Source organism: Sphingomonas astaxanthinifaciens DSM 22298, assembly GCF_000711715.1.
GTDB classification, from domain to species: Bacteria; Pseudomonadota; Alphaproteobacteria; order Sphingomonadales; family Sphingomonadaceae; genus Sphingomicrobium; species Sphingomicrobium astaxanthinifaciens_A.
Map to the genome: position 1 here is coordinate 2,127,822 of NZ_JONN01000001.1, position 16,663 is coordinate 2,144,484.

A 16,663-nucleotide genomic window follows, 5' to 3' on the forward strand; every position below is an offset into this window, starting at 1 on the left:
ATAGGAGCAGCCCGAAACCATGAAGACCAGAGCCGCCGTCGCCTTTGCCCCCAAGCAGCCGCTCGAGATCGTCGAGCTCGACCTCGAGGGCCCCAAGGCCGGCGAGGTGCTGGTCGAGATCAAGGCGACCGGCATCTGCCACACCGACGCCTACACGCTCGACGGCCTCGACAGCGAGGGTCTCTTCCCCTCGGTCCTCGGGCACGAAGGCGCGGGCATCGTCCGCGAGGTCGGCGCCGGGGTCACCTCGGTCAAGCCCGGCGACCATGTCATCCCGCTGTACACGCCCGAGTGTCGCCAGTGTAAGTCGTGCCTCTCGGGCAAGACCAACCTCTGCACTGCCATCCGCGCGACGCAGGGCAAGGGGCTGATGCCCGACGGGACCAGCCGCTTCTCCTACAAGGGGCAGACCATCTTCCACTACATGGGCTGCTCGACCTTCTCGAACTTCACCGTCCTCCCCGAGATCGCGGTAGCGAAGATCCGCGAGGACGCGCCGTTCCAGACCAGCTGCTACATCGGCTGCGGGGTCACCACCGGGGTCGGCGCGGTGGTCAACACCGCCAAGGTCCAGGTTGGCGACAATGTCGTGGTGTTCGGTCTCGGCGGGATCGGCCTCAACGTTGTCCAGGGCGCGCGGCTGGCGGGCGCCAACCGGATCATCGGCATCGACCTCAATCCCGACCGCGAGGAATGGGGCCGCCAGTTCGGCATGACCCACTTCCTCAATACCAAGGGCATGAGCCGCGACGAGATCGTGGCGAAGGTGGTCGAGCTGACTGACGGCGGCGCCGACTACAGCTTCGACTGCACCGGCAACACCGAGGTCATGCGTACCGCGCTCGAATGCTGCCACCGCGGCTGGGGCACCAGCGTCATCATCGGCGTTGCCGAGGCCGGAAAGGAGATCGCCACGCGCCCCTTCCAGCTGGTCACCGGCCGCAACTGGCGCGGGACGGCCTTCGGCGGCGCCAAGGGCCGCACCGACGTGCCCAAGATCGTCGACTGGTACATGGACGGGAAGATCGCGATCGACCCGATGATCACGCACGTCCTCAGCCTCGAGGAGATCAACAAGGGCTTCGACCTCATGCACCGGGGCGAGAGCATCCGCGCCGTCGTCGTCTACTAGGAAAAGGGGAACCACCATGTTCAGTCACGTCATGATCGGCTCGAACGACATCGAGCGCTCGAAGAAATTCTACGATGCCCTGTTCACCGCCATCGGCGGCCGCGAGGGCCGGGTCGATCCCAAGGGCCGCGTCATGTATCTGAAGGACGGCGGCATCTTCATCATCACCAAGCCGATCGACGGCCAGCCCGCCACCCACGGCAACGGCTGCACCCTGGGCTTCAAGGTCGACAATCCCGAGCAGGCCCATGCCTGGCACGAGGCCGGCATTGCCGCCGGTGGCACCCCGATCGAGGACGCGCCCGGAGTCCGTTCGGGCATGGGGGTCGACCTCTACCTCGCCTATCTGCGCGACCCCGACGGCAACAAGATCTGCGCCATGCACCGGATGCCGCAGCCCGCCTGATGGTCGAAGTCGTCAGCGAAGCCCGAAGCCACGGCGGTCGCCAGCTCGTCCTACGGCACGACAGCCGGGCGACGGGCACGCCAATGACCTTCTCGCTCTTCCTGCCCCCGCAGGCGGAGCAGGGGCGGGTGCCGCTGGTGACCTATCTGTCGGGGCTGACCTGCACCCACGCCAATGTCACCGACAAGGGCGAATATCGCGCCGCCTGCGCCGAATTGGGCCTCGCCTTCCTCGCGCCCGACACGTCCCCACGCGGCGACGGGGTCGCGGACGAGGAGGGCTGGGACATCGGGCTTGGCGCGGGCTTCTACGTCGATGCGACCGAGGCCCCCTGGTCCGCTCATTACCGCATGTGGAGCTACGTCACCGAGGAGCTGCCGGCCCTCGTCGCGGCCGAGTATGCAGCGCTCGACATGTCGGCGCAGGCGATCACCGGGCACAGCATGGGCGGGCATGGCGCGCTGACCGTCGCGCTCCGCCATCCCGGCCGCTTCCACGCGGTCAGCGCCTTCGCGCCGATCGTCGCCCCGTCCGAGGTACCGTGGGGCGAGAAGGCCTTTTCGCGCTATCTCGGTCCCGACCGCGCCGCCTGGCGGGCCCACGATGCCGTTGCGCTGATCGAGGATGGTGCGCGGGTTCCGGCGATCCGCATCGACATCGGCGCCGCCGACCCGTTTCTCGAGCGGGAATTGCGTCCGGAACGGATCGAAGCCGCGGCCGCCGACGCCGGGATCGAGCTGATCCTCGAGCGCCGCTCAGGCTACGATCACAGCTACTTTTTTATCTCGACCTTCCTTGCCGAGCACCTCCGCTGGATGAAGTCGCGGCTCGGTTAATCGCGCGGTTTCTCTAAAACCGATCAATAAAATGTAGCGTAGCTGCAACACTCTCCTGCTTTGTCCGGACGCCTGGCAACCGTGCGCATTTCTCCTCGTTGAGGGGGCGCCGAATTGTCCGAGTAATGGGAAACGGCATGTGCGCATGCCTTCCCGAACAGGGGAGTAAAGAGTGATCACACGTACAAAGCTTGCGCTGCTTGGCAGCGCCTCCGTCGCCGCCTTCACCTTCCTCCTTCCTGCCAGCGCTTCGGCCCAGAGCAGCACCTGCACCCTCCAGGCCCTCAGCACGACGGTCTTCAACTGCGTCAACGGCGCGACGCCGGTCTCGACGGTCACCGTCACCGGGGGCACTTTCGTCGGCACCGACCCGCTGACCGTCAGCAGCCTCACCGGTGACATCACCGTCACCGCCGTTCCCGTCAGCGGCGGCGTGCTCCAGAATACGAGCAACGTGCCGGGCACCAACGCCCTCACCCTCACCAACGGCTTTCTTGGCGGGGCGATCACGCTCACCGCGCCGGGCCAGGCGATCAGCACCACCGGAACCGACGTCGACGCGCTCCAGTTCAGCGCGAACGGCGGACCCGTCTCGCTGACCGTCGGAAACCTCACCACCACCGGCGACAACAGCTATGGCGTGCTGGGCGGCGGCGGGACCACCACCACCATCACCACCGGCAATATCTCGACCCTCGGCAACGGCTCCTACGGCGCCTCGGTCGGCTCCGACGGCAACCTGTCGCTGACCACGGGCACGATCCAGAGCGGCGACGTGGGCGCCAGCCTCTTCAGCAACACCGGATCGGTCAGCCTCAACAGCGGTCAGATCACCACCGCCGGCAATTCGGTCAGCCTGTCGGGCGCGACCGGCGCCAGCCTGACCGCCGCGGGCATCACCAGCAACGGCGGCAATGCCGTCTCGATCGCCTCGCCCGCCGGCCCGATCACGCTCAGCACCGGCGCGGTCCTTGCCGCCGGCAGCGGGATCGACATCAGCGGCGGCACCGGCGCGGTGTCGGTCACCAATTGCCCGTCGGTCACGGCCAATGCCGGGACCGGCATCGGCGTGACCACCAGCTCGGGCGCGATCGCCGTCAATTGCGGCACCGTCACCGCAGAAGGTGGCGACGCGGTCAATCTCGCCAGCACCTCGGGCAATGTCTCGGCGACCCTCGGCAATGTCCTCGCGAACGGCGCGGACGCCGATGGCGTGATCATCGCCACCGATGGCACCGTCACCACCGCGTTTGGCACTGTCACCGCCACCGGCGCTGATTCGATCGGCCTCGGCATCACTGGCGGCGCGGGCAACGTCCAGGCCGGCTTCGGCAATGTCACCACCGCCGGCACCGGCGCCAGCTATCCGGTCAACATCACGACCACCACCGGGAACATTGCGGTTGCGGGCGGCAACGTGATCGCCAGCGGCGCCGGCCAGATCGGCGTCAACCTCGCCTCCACCTCGGGCAACATCAGCGGCACGGTCGGCACCATCAGCGCCAACGGCCTCGGCAGCCGCGGCCTCGTCGCCTCGACCGGCGGGACGATCGCCCTCACCGCGGGCGCCATCACCAGCAATTACGAAGGCGTCATCCTGACCGGCAACGGCGTGTCCTTCACCGGCAACGGCGTGACCTCGACCAACGAAGGCGCGGCCGTGGTACTCAATGGCGGGACCGGCAACGTCCTCGCCCGGACCGGCAACATCACCGCCAACAGCGGCAATGGCATCGAGGCCACCGCGCAAGGCTCGGTCGACATCGGCAACTGCGGTTCGGTGACGGCGCTGGGCCTCGTTCCCAGCGCGTCGGTCATCCCCGCCAGCGGGGTGCTCGCCAGCTCGACCGGCGGGGGTGACGTGACGGTCAGCTGCGGCGTCATCAACGTCGCCGGGACCGGCGTGTCGGCGACCTCCAACGGCGGCGACATTGCCGTCACGACGACATCGGTCACCTCGGGCGGCCGCGGCGTCGCGATCTCCACCAGCGGCACCGGCACGGTCACCACCAATCTCGGGCCGATCACCACGGCCTCGGCCAGCGGGATCGGCCTGTCGATCACCAACGGCACGGGTGCGGTCGATGCGGGCTACGGCAACATCACGACCAATGCCTTCGCTGATATCGGCGGGACGCCTTACGCCCTGCAGATCAATTCGGGCGGGACCGTGAACCTGCGCGGGACGGGCGCCACGCTGCGCACCAACGGCGCCGGGGTCACCGCCGCCATCGTCAACGGCGCTGGGATCACCGGCAACCTCGGCAACGTCACCACCACCGGCGCGGGCTCGGCGGGCGCGGTCATCACCTCGACCGCCCCGGTCAACCTCACCGTCGGCACGGTCAACACCACCGGCAATGCGCTGACGGTCAATGCCGGCGCCAACAACGTCACCCTCACCACCGGCGCGGTCACCGCGACGGAAGCGGGGGCGACCGGCACGGTCATCAATTCGACCGGCGCGGTGACCTTCACCGGCGGTCTCCAGCGCGCCAATGCGGCCGACGCGCTGCAGATCAACGGCGGGGCAGGGGCGATCAACGCCACCGTCGCGGGAGCCACCACCACCGGGGCGGGCGCCAACGGCGTCCAGATCACCGGCAGCGGAGCGGTGACCTTCAACAACACTGGCACGATCAGCACCTCGGGCGCAGGTTCGGCCGGTGTCACCATCACCGGCGTCACCACCGCGGCGGTGACCTGCGGCAACATCTCGACCACCGGCGCCAACTCGCCGGCGTTCGACCTTGCGGCCAATGGCAACACCAGCGTCACCTGCGGCACGATCAGCACCACCGGTGCGGCGTCCGACGGGATCAACATCACCAACGCCAGCGGCACCACCACGGTGACCGGCGGCACGACGACCGTCTCGGGCGCCGACTCGATCGCGATCGACGTCGCCACCCAAGGCACGGGTGCGGTCACGGTGAACACCGGCGTGGTCACCTCGACCGCGGCCAATGCCGCCGCGGTGCCGAGCTTCGCCGCGGTTCGGGTGGTCGGTGCGGGCGCGGCCCCGGTCACGGTCAATGCCACGGGCAATGTCTCGGCGACGGCCGGCTCGGCGATCTGGGCCCAGTCGGCGGGGACCGCGACGGTCAACGTCAACTCGGGCGTCACCGTCCAGGGCCCGACCGCGGTCACCCTCGGCGGCGCCACCGGCAACACCCTAGTCATCAACGGCACCATCCGCAGCACGACCTCGGCCACCACGCCGGCCTATGTCCTCGCCGGGGCCGGTCCCCTCACCCTGACGCTTGGGTCGACCGGGTCGATCCAGGGTCCGCTGACCTTCACCGCGGGCAATGACATCTTCAACAATGCCGCGGTCTACACCCAGTCGGGGACGATCGACTTCCTCGCCGGCAACGACACCTTCAACAACAGCGGCACCTTCAACCACGCCGGCATCGTCCAGTTCGGGGCGGGCGCCGACGTGCTCAACAACAGTGGCCGCCTCAACCTCAGCTCGGCCGCGGCGTTCGAATTCGGCGCCGATGCCGACGTCTTCAACAACACGGGGACGCTGGCGCTGGTGAACGGGGCGCAGAGCCTCGCCAATCTCGAGCTGTTCAACAACAATGGCGGTCTGATCGACCTGCGCGACGGCGCCGCCAATGACGTGCTGACCATCCCCGGCAACTACGCCGCGACCGGCACGGCGCGCTTCGGCATCGACGTGGTCGGCGCCGGGCTCGTCAACACCGCCGACCGGCTGGTCATCGGTGGCACCACCAGCGGGACCACCACGGTGCTCGCCAATTACGTCAACCCGGTGGTCGATCCGACCGGCGCGCTGATCGTCGATTCGACCGGCAACAACATCGCTTCGGGCGCCTTCGTCCTTGGCGGTGCGACCAGCGCCGGGCTGATCAACTTCGGGCTCGAGACCCGCGGCGGCGACGTCTACCTGGTCTCCAACCTGAACGCCATCGGCTTCGACCAGCTGTTCGTGAACCGCATGGGCAGCGACATCTGGTACCAGTCGGCCGAGGCCTACCAGGCCTATGCCATGAGCCGCCGGGTCGACTACGGGAACGAGCGCAAGCATCCGCTCGGCATCTGGGGTCAGCTCTACGGCTCGCGTGACCGCTACGGCGATCGCAACCGGCAGGTGACCGCCTTCGGGACCAGCTTCACCACCAACAACCGCTTCGAGGCGCATCGCCGCGGGGCGCAGGTCGGGCTCGACGTCGGCTTCTCCAACTTCATCGTCGGCGCGACCGCCGGCTATGAACATGCCAAGGGCGATTCCGACCTCGGTACCGACATCGACGTCGAGGGCTACAACTACGGTGCCTATGCCCAGTTCGGGGCCAAGCAGGGCCTCTACGCCGGCCTGCTGTTCAAGCGCGACAATTACGACGTCCGCATCGTCAACAGCAGCGTCGGGGCCGGGCTCGTCCGTCCCGAAGGCAAGAGCACCGGTCTCGACGGCGAGGTCGGCTTCCGCTTCGGCAATCCGGGCGGGCTGAACTTCGATCTCGGTGCGGGCCTCAGCTACGTCCGCAGCAAGATCGACGACTACAGCTTCGGCAACGTGCTGTTCGACAACGACCGCTACAAGAGCACCCGTGGCCGCCTCCAGGCGCGGGCGACCTTCGCGGGCACGATCGCACCGTTCGTCGACGCCAAGCTCTTCCACGAGTTCGGCAAGGCCAATGACCTGACCCTCGTCTCGGGCAGGTCGGTCACCACGCTCGACGACGCCAAGCGCGGCACCTGGGCGCGGCTTGAGGCCGGCATCGGCGGCGGCGTTGGCGGCGGCCCGCTGCTGTCGGGCTGGGTCGACCTCGGCGACACCCGTGGCTGGGGCATCCGCGGCGGCTTCCGCTTCTAAGCGGGACCGTCCGGTCCAAACGAAGAAGGGCGCCAGGAGCAATCCTGGCGCCCTTTCTCGTGGCCGCTCGGTCGGATGCCCGGGCTCAGGGGGCCCAGTGAATGTCGATCGGCTGCTCGGCCTCGGCCAGCAGGCGCCCGATCGGAAGCCGGCTCGACTGGCCGTCGGAGATCGCCTGCTCGAGCAATTCCTTCTTTTCCTCGCCCTGGATCGTGATGATCAGTGTGCGCGCCGACAGCAGGGCGGCGCGGGTCAGCGTCACGCGCGCGACCGGTGCTTCGGCCGGGAGCGGATCGGGGCGCACGCCGACGGCGCGGCGGGCATTGGGGGCGTCGAGCGCCTTCTGCATGTCGGGGCCGGCGAAGATCGAGGCGGTATGCCCGTCCGCACCCATTCCCAGCCAGACGAGATCGGGCGGCCACGGCAGGTCCTGCAGCCGCGCATCGGCGATATTCCCGGCCGCGTCGACATCGTCATTCTCGCCGCCGATCGGGATCACCCGGGCGCCCGCGCGCATGAAGCGCTGCGCCAGCATTCGCGCGTTGCTGAGCTCGTGGTCGACCGCCACCAGCCGCTCGTCGGTCGGGATGATGGTGACCTTCTTCCACGGCCGCTTGGCTGCGACCAGCTTGTCGAAGATCGGCAGCGGGGTCTTGCCGCCGGGCAGCGCCAGCAGCGAAGCGTCGCGCGCGTCGATCGCGCTGTCGATGATGAAGCCCACGTCCCCGGCGACGGCCTCGGCCATCTCCTCGACGCTGTCATATTCCCACCATTCGGCTTCGATCATCACACACTCCCGGAGTTGCGGCCCGCAATCCACTTCCCGCCGAAGCGGGTCAAGCGCCCTTATCCCGCGAAGCGGGGGGTGCGCGACCAGATTGGAAGATGGTGACCCCTACGGGACTCGAACCCGTGTTTCAGCCGTGAAAGGGCCGCGTCCTAACCACTAGACGAAGGGGCCATGCTTGAAGCCGGGCGCTGCCTAGGCGAGGCGAGCGGAACGGTCAAGCGAGTGCGGCATCCTCGAGATGCAGTTCGGCCTTGTCGCCCCCGTTCCACGTGTCGCGGTGGACCGTTCCGGCCAGCCACAGTTTCTGGTCACCCGACATCGACAGCAAGGCCGCGCCCAGCGGGGTGTCGGCCGCGCGGAAGGCGATCCACTTGAACCGCGCCCCGTCGGCCCCGAGCGCGAGCCCGCGGACATGACCGTTCCCGACCACGCCGACCCCCATCAGCCGCGCCTCGCCCGCCGCCACCCGCGGCTGCGGCCAGCCGACGCCATAGGGTCCGGCCGCGTCGAGCGCGTCGCACAGGCCCCCCGCGACCCCGCGCGGCGCGCAGAGGGTATCAAGCAGCAGCGCCCGGTTGGCGGTCGCTGCGGCGACGTCCTCGGCGAGCCGGTCGGAGAGATAGCGGCGTAAGGGCTCGACCCCGCCGGGCGCGACGGTGACGCCCGCTGCCATCGCATGGCCGCCGCCGCCCACCAGCAGGCCTTCGTCCTTGGCCGCGAGCACCGCCGCGCCGAGGTCGACTCCAGTGATCGACCGGCCCGAGCCCTTGCCGATCCCGTCGTCGCCGACCGCGATCACCAGCGACGGCCGGCCATATTGTTCCTTGAGCCGCCCGGCGACGATCCCGATCACGCCGGGATGCCAGCCCTCGGCCGCGACCGTCACCACCGGCTCACCCGCCTCGGCCCGCGCCGCCTCGAGCGCCTGGTCGAGCACCGCCTGCTCGATTGCCCGCCGCTCCTCGTTCAGCCGGTCGAGCTCCTGGGCGATTTGCCGCGCTTCCTCGGGATCGGTGGTGGTCAGCAGCCGGACGCCGAGATCGGCGCGCCCGACCCGGCCGCCGGCGTTGATCCGGGGGCCGAGCGCGAAGCCGAGGTCACGGCAGGTCGGCGCGGCCGTCAGCCGGGCCGCCTCGGCCAGCGCCTTGAGGCCGACATTCTGCCCGTGCGCCATCACCTTCAGCCCTTGGGCGACGAAGGCGCGGTTGAGGCCGTGGAGCTTGGCCACGTCCGCCACCGTCCCCAGCGCGACGAGGTCGAGCAGCTCGATCATCCTCGGCTCGGGCCGGCCGGCGAAGAAGCCGCGCTGGCGCAGCGTCCGGACCAGCGCAACGCCCAGCAGGAATGCCATGCCGACCGCCGCGAGATGGCCGTGGGCGAGCCCGATCTCGCCCTCGTCGAGGCGGTTGGGATTGACCAAAGCGTGGACCAGCGGAAGCGCCGCCGCGCACTGGTGGTGGTCGACCACCACCACGTCGAGCCCGACCGCCCGCGCCCCGGCCAGTGGCTCGAACGCCTGCGCCCCGCAGTCCACGGTGACGATCAGCCCCGCGCCCCGTTCCTTGAGCGCGAGGAGGGCGGGGAGGTTGGGCCCATAACCCTCGGCCTGGCGGTCGGGGATATGGATGAACGGCTCGGACCCGAGCTGGCGCAGCAACAGCGTCAGCAGCGCGCTGCTGGTCGCGCCGTCGACGTCATAGTCACCGAAAATGGCGATCCGCTCGCCCGCCATGATCGCCGCGGCGACGCGCTCGGCGGCCGCGTCCATGTCGCGAAAGGCGCTCGGATCGGGCAGCAGGTCGCGGATCGTGGGCGCGCGGTAGCGGTCGAGCTCGTGCGGCGCGACCCCCCGGCCGAGCAGCAGCTCGTCGACCAGGGTCGTCCCCATCTTCTCTTCCGATTGCGGCCGCCGCCAGCGCCATGGCTGTCCGGACAGCGACCGTTCCACCCCAAGCGCCGCACTCATCGCTGCGACGATAGCAGCTCCGCCTGCAAAAGACTCGCCTCTTTTCGCGGCAGCGAGGGGAGGCGATGCCCGCCCGATCCGCTGCCCGCGACGTCGATCAGCAGGCTGGCGATGCCGAACCGGCGCGACAGTCCATTTTCGGTCAGGTCGATGCTCTGGATGTTGGCGAGCGGGATGATCACCGTCCGCCGCCGCCACCAGCCGGTGCGGATCAGCAGCCGGTCGCCTTCGCGGACAAAGGCCGTGCCCCGCCACTCGAGCCAGCGCAGCGGCCCAAGCACCAGCAGCAGCGGAAAGACCGGCAGCAGGGCGAGGCAGAAGAGCGTGACATGCGCCCTGTCCACCCGCTGCCAGGCCGTGGCCTCGGACGGAAGCGACCAGCCGAGCTCGCCCGCCACCGGCGCCAGCTCGTCCCAAGTCGCCAGCGGCGCCAGCACATGGTCCCTGGCGTCCTTTCCCTCGCTGGTGTCGCTCGCCAGGCTCTCGACCGCGAACCGGTAATAGCCCAGCCGCTGGCGGATCGGCCCGGTCGCGATGACCCCGGCCTGGATCCGCCGGAGCGGCAGCGAGACGTCGGTCCTGGTCAATAGCCCGCGCCGCCGCCGGAGCGCGCGGCCGCTGCGGGTCAGGGTGAAGCCCCATTCGCGCGGCAAGGTCCGGACCACCCCCGTCGCGATCCCGACCAGCACCAGCACCAGCAGGCCCCAGGTCGCCACGCCGAAGCGATGCGACAGCACCCACGTGCCAAGCCCGCCGTCGGACAGGATCGGACGCCAGAACCTGCGGCTGAAGGGGTCGACATCGAGGACATTGCCGAGCGTCTGGCTGGCACCGAACAGCGCCGCGAACAGCGCCAGGCTGAAGCTCAGGAAGCCAAGCGTCACCACCCGCCGCACGTCCATCGCGAACAGGGGCGCGGGCTCGGCCTCGGCCTCGCCTTCCGCGACGGCCGAGGGCACGGCCCCGCCGCTGCGCCGCGCCCGGACCAATGCGCGCAAGGCCTCGGCACGGGCCAGCGACACCGCCTCGAGCACGCCTTCCTCCTTGCCCGCGGTCGAGCTTCCGGTCTCGAGCGTCACCCGCGCGACCCCGAGCAGCCGTTGCAACAGGGGCTGGGCGATGCTGACGTCCTGCACCCGGTCGAAGGGGATGGTGCGGTGGTTGCGGTGGAGGATCCCGCTGTCGATCCGGATCGCGTCCTCGCCCACCCGGAAGGAGAAGCGCCACCAGTGGAGCAGCACGGCCGCCAGCGTCACCGCCACGATCCCGCCCAGCATCACAAACGCGACGAAGGTCTGGCCCTTGAAGGCGAAATAGCCGCCCGCGGCGATCCCGCCGAACAGGTTGCGCGCCGCCGCCCCCAATCCGCTCAGGAGCGCGACCGGGTGGAGATGTTCGGCCGGTGCCTGGTCGGCGGTCACGCGGCGTCCGGATCGGCCTGGATGTGACCGCGGATCACGCCCGCCAGTTCGGCGGCGCGGGCAGGGCTGAGGCCGGGGAGGGTGACCGTGCTGTTCTGCGTGCCCGCCGTGTGGACCACCAGGCTCGCAGTCCCGAACATCTTGTCGAGCGGCCCGCGGGCGATGTCGAGATGCTGGACCCTCGTCAGCGGCACCAGCGTGTCGGTGTGGAACATCCAGCCGCGCACCACCCGCAGCAGCGCGGGCTCGAGCGCATAGCCCAGCCGCCGCCACACCCGCTGGGGCGCAATCACCACCGTCATCAGTGCGAGCAGCGGGACCAGCACCATCAGCAGTCCCCCGAACGGGGTCTCGGCCAGGACCAGCCGGTCGAGCACCACCGAGCCGACGACCAGCGGCAGCCAGATCAGCAGGTTGTGGATCCGCAGCACCTGCCGGTAGCCGGGCTCGACCCGCTCCAGACCCGGGGTCGTCTCGCCATCGTCATCGACTGTCATAGACGCATAATACAGCGCGCCTGACCGGCGTCAAACGTCCTTGCGATGCTCGCCGGAAATCCGCCGCACCGTGCCCGAGCTCGCCCGCATGACGATGCTCTCGGTGGTGATCATGCTCTTGCGGCGCTTGACGCCCTTGAGCAGCGACCCGTCGGTGACGCCGGTCGCAGCGAAGATGCAGTCGCCCTTGGCCATGTCGTCGAGCTTGTAGATCCGGTCGAGGTCCTCGATCCCCCAGCGATGCGCGCGGGCGCGCTCGTCGTCGTTGCGGAACAGCAGCTTGCCCTCGATCTGCCCGCCGACGCAGCGCAGCGCCGCGGCCGCCAGCACGCCCTCGGGCGCGCCGCCCGAACCCATGTAGATGTCGACCGTGGTCTCGGGATCGGTGGTCGCGATCACGCCCGCGACGTCGCCGTCGGGGATGAGCATGATGCCGCAGCCGAGCGCGCGCAGTTCGGCGATGATCTCGGCATGGCGCGGCCGGTCGAGGACGCAGGCGATGATCTCGTGCGGTTCCACGCCTTTGGCCGCGGCGAGGCTGCGGACATTCTCGGTCGGCGAACGTTCGAGGCTGACCGTGCCCGGCGCATAGCCCGGCCCGATCGCCAGCTTCTGCATGTAGACGTCGGGTGCGTTCAAGAGGCACCCGGCCTCCGCGATCGCCAGCACGGCGAGCGAATTGGGCCCGGCCTTGGCGGTGATGGTGGTGCCTTCCAGCGGATCGAGCGCGATGTCGATCTTGGGGCCGGTGCCCTGCTCGGAGCCGACCTTTTCACCGATGTAAAGCATCGGCGCCTCGTCGCGCTCGCCCTCGCCGATCACCACGGTGCCGTCCATCGGCAGCTCGTTCAGCGCCGCGCGCATCGCCTCGACCGCCGCCGCATCGGCCGCCTTCTCGTCGCCGCGCCCGACCAGCGCGGAAGCGGCGATCGCCGCGGCCTCGGTCACCCGGACCATCTCGAGGACGAGTACTCGGTCGAGCACATGGGACGCGTTGATCACGGGCTGGATATCCTCCTGTTGGCGCCTCGGCTCCTAGGCGCGGCAGGCCCGGTGGGCAACATGGCGCCGATGTCGCCGATCCGGCGTTGGGGGACCATGCGCTTCGCCATTTGCCTGCTCCCGCTCTGCCTCGCCGCCTGCGGCGGGTCCGACAATGTCGCCGATAACGTCGTCGGGCCCCCGATCTCGGTCACCAGCGAGACCCCCGGCGACTGGTCTGCGCTTGCCGGCATGATCGGCCGCCGCCCGTCCGAAAGCGGGCTGATCGAAAACAGTCCGATCAGTGTCGATCTCGCTGCCCGCCTCGGACCCGATTCCGCCGCCTATCGTGACGCGATGATGCGCGCGGGACCGCTGGTGCGCGACGGCGCGCTGATGGTCTCGCGCGGACCCGATGCCTGGCTCGTCATCCAGCCCGCCGAGCACGCCTTCCGCGCCGGCCTCCTTCGCAACGGACGCTGGCAGGACTGGCAGACCCCGGGCGCCAGCGTGCCGCGCCCCGCCGCCTGATCATTCGTCGCCGGCGGCCTCGTCGACCTCGACCTCGTGCGCGAGCAGGGTCTTGCGGACGCGAATCGCCCTTGCCGCCACCCGGGTCTCGATCAGGAAGATGCTGAGACCGGCCGCCAGCGTCACCATCGAGCCGATGAACAGCAGTGCGATGGCGGTTCCGACGTGAAGATTGGTGAGCGATGCGGCGAACAGCAGCACCACGACCGCGCAGACCAGCACCGCCGAGGCGACGGTCGCGGTGATCGCGGTGCTGACCAGCCGCATCCGCCGGTCGACGATCCTGAGTTCGCGGATCAGCCGGTCGTGCTCGTCGCCCCGGCTGGCGAGGATCATTGGCTCGAGCGCGCGCCCGCGATCGACGATCCGCGCCAGCCTCGAGGCGCAGACGTTGAGGAAGGCGCCGACCCCGGCGAGCAGGAACACCGGCGCTACCGCCAGCTGGATGATCCGTGCGATCGCGGTCGCGCTGTCGGTCGTGTCGATCACGTGGCCGTCCCGGCCGAGCGGCACCGGTCCGAGCAATATTTCACATTGTCCCAGTCGCGCTCCCACTTCTTGCGCCAGGCGAAGGAGAGGCCGCAGGCCGCGCAGGTCTTTGTCGGGAGGTCGGCCTTCTTGCGCATCCGGGGCATGGAACAGGTCATGCGAAACGCGGGCCCCCTAGTCAAACCGCGCCCTTGTCATTCCGGCCCCGCCACCCCTAGTCGGACCCATGTCTTCCGCAACCGCCCGGGCCAGCGACGCCGCGCCCATCGTCGCGGCGCTGGTCGTCGCCCTGCAGTTCGCCGGCCTCTCCTGGTGGGGCCTGTCGGCGCTGGTCCTTGGCGCGACCGTGCTCGCCGCGGTCCATCATGCCGAGGTGGTGGCCGAGCGGGTGGGGGAGCCGTTCGGGACGCTCATCCTCGCGCTCGCGGTAACCGTGATCGAGACCGGGCTGATCGTCAGCCTGATGCTCGCCGCGCCCGAGGGCGCCTCCGCGCTTGCCCGCGACACGGTGATCGCGGCGAGCATGATCATCCTCAACCTGCTGCTCGGCCTGTGCCTGATCGCCGCCGGCCGCCGCGCCGACCAGCAGCGCTTCATCCGCACCGGGGCCAATGCCGCCTTGAGCACCATCGCCGCCTTGCTGGTGCTCAGCCTCGTCCTGCCGAACTTCACGACAAGCGCGCCCGGGCCCGTCTACAACAACGCCCAGCTCGCCTTCGTCGCGGGCTTCGCGCTGATCCTATACCTGACCTTCGTCTTCGCCCAGACCGTCCGCCACCGCGACTATTTCGTCCGGCCCGAGAGCGGCACCGACGACGGCCACGGCCCCAGCCGCAATGCCGCGCGGCGCTCGATGGCGCTGCTGGTCGTCTGCCTGTTCGCGGTGGTCCTGCTCGCCAAGGGCCTGTCCAAGCCGCTCGAGACCGCGATCGCCGCCGCCGGCCTGCCGCGCAGCCTGGTCGGCATCGTCATCGCGGGAATTGTCCTCCTCCCTGAGGGACTCGCCGCGGTGAAGGCGGCGCGGATCGGCCGGCTTCAGACCAGCCTCAACCTCGCTTTGGGCTCGGCGCTCGCGACCATCGGCCTGACCATTCCCGCGGTCGCCATGGTCTCGTTCCTGCTCGGCCTGCCCCTGGCGCTCGGGCTCGACCCCAAGGGCATCGTGCTCCTTGCGCTGACCCTGTTCGTCGCCAGCCTGAGCCTCGCGCGCGGCCGGGTCACCGTGCTTCACGGCGCCGTCCACCTCGCGATCTTCGCCGCCTACATCCTGGTGACGATCGTCCCCTAAGCCCCCTTGAGGAGCTTCTTCACGCCGCGTGCGGCCTGGCGCAGGCGCTGCTCGTTCTCGACCATCGCGATCCGGACGAAGCCCTCGCCCTCCTCGCCGAAGCCGACGCCCGGCGCCACCGCCACGCCCGCCTCGACCAGCATCTTCTTGGCGAATTCCATGCTGCCCATGTGCCGGAAGGGCTCGGGGATCGGCGCCCAGGCGAACATCGACGCCTGCGGCACCGGAATGTCCCAGCCCGCCCGGCCGAAGCTCTCGACCAGCACGTCGCGCCTTTTCTTGTAGAGCGCGCGGGTCTCCGCAACGCAGTCCTGCGGCCCGTTCAGCGCCGCCACCGCCGCCGCCTGGATCGGCGTGAAGGCGCCATAATCGAGATAGGACTTCACCCGCGTCAGCGCGGCGATCAGCTTGGCGTTGCCGACCGCGAAGCCGATCCGCCACCCCGCCATCGAATAGGTCTTGCTCATGGACGTGAACTCGACCGCCACCTCCTTCGCGCCGTCCACCGCGAGGATCGAGGGCGTCGGCTCCTCGCCGAAATAGATTTCCGCATAAGCGAGGTCGGAGATGATCCAGATCTCATGCTCGCGCGCGAAGGCGACCAGCTGCTCGTAAAAGGCCTTGTCCGCGACATAGGCAGTCGGGTTCGACGGATAGCCGATCACCAGCGCCTTGGGCCTGGGCACGGTGTAGCGCATCGCGAGCCGCAGCCGCTCGAAGAAGTCGGGCCCGGGCGCCGCGGGGATCGAGCGGATCGCCGCGCCCGCGATGATGAAGCCGAAGCTGTGGATCGGATAGCTGGGATTGGGGGCGAGGATGACGTCGCCCGGCGCGGTGATGGCCTGCGCGAGGTTCGCCAGCCCCTCCTTCGAGCCCAGGGTCACGATCACCTCGCTCTCGGGGTCGAGTTCCACCCCGAAGCGCCGCTGGTAATAAGCCGCCTGCGCCTTCCGGAGGCCCGCAATGCCCTTGGACGCCGAATAGCCATGCGCGTCGGGCTTGGCCGCGACTTCCGCCAGCTTGGCGATGACGTGCGGCGGCGGCGGGCTGTCGGGATTGCCCATGCCGAGGTCGATCACGTCGCGCCCTTCTGCCCGCATCGCCGCGCGCATCCCGTTCACTTCGGCGAAGACGTAAGGCGGCAGCCGCTCGATGCGGTAGAAGTCGGTGTGCATGGGCCCGTTGTGACGCCCCTGCTGCACTGCGGCAAGGGTCAGAGCAGGCGAGTGGGCGAGGGGTCGCCACGCTCCGCCACCAATTGCCGCCGCGCCTCGGCGCGACATGCGGTGTAGCGCTCCTGAAGGTCTTCTCCGTGCCGCTCCGCGAGGGCCGCCAGCACCCCCGCATCGTCGCGCCGGGCGACCAGCGCCGCCACCGCGTCCGGCTCCTCGCCGAGCGCCGCCGCCAGCAGGCGAAAGGTCCGCACCCGCAGGCGAAACTCGAAATCGGCCAGCCGCGCCGATTCCGTCTCGCCCTTCTT

At 69.6% G+C, this 16,663-nt stretch carries 15 protein-coding genes and 1 tRNA gene; 6 read left to right on the plus strand and 10 right to left on the minus strand.

Annotated features, from left to right (window positions below; translation table 11 throughout):
* Nucleotides 1-19 precede the first annotated feature (19 nt).
* The 4 genes from BS69_RS0110945 to BS69_RS0110960 all read left to right on the plus strand — a co-directional run bounded on the left by BS69_RS0110945 (nt 20) and on the right by BS69_RS0110960 (nt 7,220).
* Nucleotides 20-1,132 carry an S-(hydroxymethyl)glutathione dehydrogenase/class III alcohol dehydrogenase gene (locus tag BS69_RS0110945; protein ID WP_029941986.1) on the plus strand — a complete coding sequence of 371 codons (1,113 nt, stop codon included), beginning with the start codon at nt 20-22 and terminating at the stop codon, nt 1,130-1,132.
* A gap of 16 nt (nt 1,133-1,148) precedes the next feature.
* Nucleotides 1,149-1,538, plus strand: a complete 390-nt coding sequence (locus tag BS69_RS0110950; RefSeq protein ID WP_029941987.1) for a VOC family protein — start codon at nt 1,149-1,151, stop codon at nt 1,536-1,538.
* Nucleotides 1,538-2,374, plus strand: a complete 837-nt coding sequence (fghA, locus tag BS69_RS0110955; RefSeq protein WP_029941988.1) for an S-formylglutathione hydrolase — start codon at nt 1,538-1,540, stop codon at nt 2,372-2,374. Before BS69_RS0110950 ends, fghA begins: the two co-directional genes overlap by 1 nt.
* A gap of 172 nt (nt 2,375-2,546) precedes the next feature.
* Nucleotides 2,547-7,220 carry a hypothetical protein gene (locus BS69_RS0110960; RefSeq protein WP_029941989.1) on the plus strand — a complete coding sequence of 1,558 codons (4,674 nt, stop codon included), beginning with the start codon at nt 2,547-2,549 and terminating at the stop codon, nt 7,218-7,220.
* Nucleotides 7,221-7,305: 85 nt separating this feature from the next.
* On the opposite strand, the gene pgl is transcribed toward BS69_RS0110960, so the two are convergent.
* The 6 genes from pgl to glpX form a co-directional block, all read right to left on the minus strand.
* Entirely contained in the window at nt 7,306-8,007 is a 702-nt protein-coding gene (gene pgl / locus BS69_RS0110965) for a 6-phosphogluconolactonase (protein WP_029941990.1), read from the minus strand.
* A gap of 99 nt (nt 8,008-8,106) precedes the next feature.
* Nucleotides 8,107-8,181 (minus strand) — tRNA-Glu (locus BS69_RS0110970).
* Between the two features lie 43 nt (nt 8,182-8,224).
* Nucleotides 8,225-9,976, minus strand: a complete 1,752-nt coding sequence (gene recJ, locus BS69_RS0110975) for a single-stranded-DNA-specific exonuclease RecJ (protein ID WP_029941991.1) — start codon at nt 9,974-9,976, stop codon at nt 8,225-8,227.
* On the minus strand, nt 9,973-11,397 hold the full coding sequence (locus tag BS69_RS13775) for a PH domain-containing protein (protein ID WP_051676708.1): 1,425 nt from the start codon (nt 11,395-11,397) through the stop codon (nt 9,973-9,975). The genes recJ and BS69_RS13775 overlap by 4 nt, the downstream gene beginning before the upstream one ends.
* Nucleotides 11,394-11,894, minus strand: coding sequence for a PH domain-containing protein (locus BS69_RS0110985; protein ID WP_029941993.1), 501 nt, complete (start codon nt 11,892-11,894; stop codon nt 11,394-11,396). Before BS69_RS0110985 ends, BS69_RS13775 begins: the two co-directional genes overlap by 4 nt.
* 30 nt (nt 11,895-11,924) lie before the next feature.
* Nucleotides 11,925-12,896, minus strand: coding sequence for a class II fructose-bisphosphatase (gene glpX / locus BS69_RS0110990; RefSeq protein WP_029941994.1), 972 nt, complete (start codon nt 12,894-12,896; stop codon nt 11,925-11,927).
* A gap of 96 nt (nt 12,897-12,992) precedes the next feature.
* On the opposite strand from glpX, the gene BS69_RS0110995 reads away from it, so the two are divergent.
* Nucleotides 12,993-13,406, plus strand: coding sequence for a hypothetical protein (locus tag BS69_RS0110995; protein WP_156957000.1), 414 nt, complete (start codon nt 12,993-12,995; stop codon nt 13,404-13,406).
* On the opposite strand, the gene BS69_RS0111000 is transcribed toward BS69_RS0110995, so the two are convergent.
* Together BS69_RS0111000 and BS69_RS14030 are read right to left on the minus strand one after the other, a co-directional pair.
* Nucleotides 13,407-13,895, minus strand: a complete 489-nt coding sequence (locus BS69_RS0111000) for a DUF2721 domain-containing protein (protein WP_037504797.1) — start codon at nt 13,893-13,895, stop codon at nt 13,407-13,409.
* On the minus strand, nt 13,892-14,041 hold the full coding sequence (locus BS69_RS14030) for a DUF2256 domain-containing protein (RefSeq protein ID WP_084184481.1): 150 nt from the start codon (nt 14,039-14,041) through the stop codon (nt 13,892-13,894). The genes BS69_RS0111000 and BS69_RS14030 overlap by 4 nt, the downstream gene beginning before the upstream one ends.
* 80 nt (nt 14,042-14,121) lie before the next feature.
* On the opposite strand from BS69_RS14030, the gene BS69_RS0111010 reads away from it, so the two are divergent.
* Entirely contained in the window at nt 14,122-15,183 is a 1,062-nt protein-coding gene (locus BS69_RS0111010; protein ID WP_029941997.1) for a calcium:cation antiporter, read from the plus strand.
* Here the strand turns inward: BS69_RS0111010 and BS69_RS0111015 are convergent.
* Together BS69_RS0111015 and BS69_RS14445 are read right to left on the minus strand one after the other, a co-directional pair.
* Nucleotides 15,180-16,358, minus strand: coding sequence for an LL-diaminopimelate aminotransferase (locus tag BS69_RS0111015; protein ID WP_029941998.1), 1,179 nt, complete (start codon nt 16,356-16,358; stop codon nt 15,180-15,182). The genes BS69_RS0111010 and BS69_RS0111015 overlap by 4 nt on opposite strands.
* Nucleotides 16,359-16,396: 38 nt before the next feature.
* On the minus strand, nt 16,397-16,663 hold a 267-nt coding region (locus BS69_RS14445), incomplete at its 5' end, for a hypothetical protein (RefSeq protein ID WP_029941999.1).